Annotated in this window: 3 protein-coding genes; 2 read left to right on the top strand and 1 reads right to left on the bottom strand. The window is 36.5% G+C overall.

Translation table 11 applies throughout. The annotated features are described in order from the left end of the window. Positions 1-347 precede the first annotated feature (347 nt). Positions 348-485 carry a helix-turn-helix domain-containing transcriptional regulator gene (locus BZG84_RS16525; RefSeq protein WP_241825824.1) on the top strand — a complete coding sequence of 46 codons (138 nt, stop codon included), beginning with the start codon at positions 348-350 and terminating at the stop codon, positions 483-485. Continuing rightward, complete coding sequence (locus BZG84_RS16520) at positions 461-589, top strand: helix-turn-helix domain-containing transcriptional regulator (protein ID WP_338013091.1); 129 nt, start codon at positions 461-463, stop codon at positions 587-589. The genes BZG84_RS16525 and BZG84_RS16520 overlap by 25 nt, the downstream gene beginning before the upstream one ends. Positions 590-671: 82 nt before the next feature. On the opposite strand, the gene BZG84_RS16115 is transcribed toward BZG84_RS16520, so the two are convergent. Next, positions 672-1,726: RNA-directed DNA polymerase (locus BZG84_RS16115; RefSeq protein WP_077678501.1), on the bottom strand; the 1,055-nt coding region annotated here is incomplete at its 5' end.

Below are 1,726 nucleotides of genomic sequence, written 5' to 3'. Positions count from 1 at the left end.
TAAATTAACACTCTATAAAAGTGACACATGGACATAAATTAAAAACCCAAGTAGCCATAGAAGTCGCGCTAAGTTACTAATAAATAAATTGATTACGTTCACGTCTAACGATGCGAGTCAGATCGCTGATGATAGAGTTGAATGCGCTGTATCTCTATCTCTGTGTGTACCTTAAATACGATAGATTCACTTGCCAAAGGCGTAGCTTCAAAGCTACATTTAGGCGTGGAAAAGTCGATAAAAGAGACGACAGTTTTTAGTGAGTGGCTACGAGGATTACAGGATCTCAAAGCCAGAACAGTTGTATCCTGACGGTTTGGGAGTCATTGATTTTGAGGAGTACAACTATGGTTGTCGCTACTGAAGTAACTTTACACGCTTTTGACCCAGCGGAGTTCTTGGACAATCAAGAAGCACTTCAAGCTTACTTAGACGAAGCGGTGCAAACGGGCGATCCCGCATTTATCGCCGATGCTCTGGTGTAATCGCTCGCACCAAAGGAATGGCAGATATCGCCAAGCAAACCGGTCTTTCACGAGAAACGCTCTACCGCACATTCAGCCAAAAAGGCAACCCCTCAAGGCACTGATCGCGATTGTGAATGCGTTAGGGATGGAGTTGAGGCTTTATTCCTGGAAAGCAGGTAACAAACTTGTAATGGTTTATAAACCCTAAGAAAATGACGTGATATCTGTTTCCATCGCTCTTACCTCACGATTAATAATCGACCAGAACGCACTTTTAAGATCTTGATCTGTAAGTTTCACCTTATGAGGTCTAGTTCCTCTATCATAAGCTACAACCTCTCTCATGCTTTTATAATTATATTCATCGAAATTGGGAAAGTAACTGCTCTCCCACTTTTCATGTTTTATAACATGAATAGCACGAGTAAGCTTTTTCACCCCCTTATATTCAACTCGATGTCTAGCGCAAAGATTTTTTATCATATTATCCATTTCAAAGAGCATAGGCATATCATTCATTTCTGAAAAGAAAAAAAGCCAACCTTTTCTCTTTCCATTAGATATACACCCTGTGATTCTTAGGTTTAATTTCCAAAAAAGTAGAGCCTTAGATTTTTTCTTTCCAGCATTTGCGTACAGAGTAAAAATAGAGGCAATCGAATCTTGAAATCTTTTTCTGCTAGAAGCCCTAACAGAAATATTAGTTTTCTCTTTTTTATTAACTTCCTTTGTTTTTACATCACAATTATATAGATATCCTAGATAAGAAAACTCATTAAGAATACTTTTAACTTCAGTTTTACCATCAGAATTATTTTTTTCATGAATAGATAAGTTTATGCTTTCCACTTTATCTTTGAACTCCTTGTATATATCTTCAGAACTGGAGCTACTACAAAATATTAGAACGTCATCGACATATCTCYTGTAGAAAAAAGGCCTACCTTTAAAGCTTTCGTCTAGTTCTAAAAAGTATATTTCAGCAAGAATGTTTGATATCGACAACCCTTGGGGAATGCCACATTCATTTAAAGATTTCTTTTTAAAACCATTTTTTACTGCACTTTCTATTAAAGTTATTGCCTCTTTTTCAATACCTAGTTCTTTTAACTTTTTCACAAGAATGGAATGGTCAATACTAGGATAGAAATCCTTTATATCTATTTTAATAACAGTCTCATAATTTTCAGAGTTAATGGCTGATTTTACCTCTCTAGTTACCTGCTGCGGAACTTTCATACTCAACCTGTCAGATAAGC

The sequence above is a fragment of the Salinivibrio sp. PR932 genome, from assembly GCF_001996125.1.
Taxonomy (GTDB): domain Bacteria; phylum Pseudomonadota; class Gammaproteobacteria; order Enterobacterales; family Vibrionaceae; genus Salinivibrio; species Salinivibrio proteolyticus.
The sequence above is the reverse complement of the archived record's forward strand: the minus strand, read 5'-3'. Positions and strand labels throughout refer to the sequence as shown.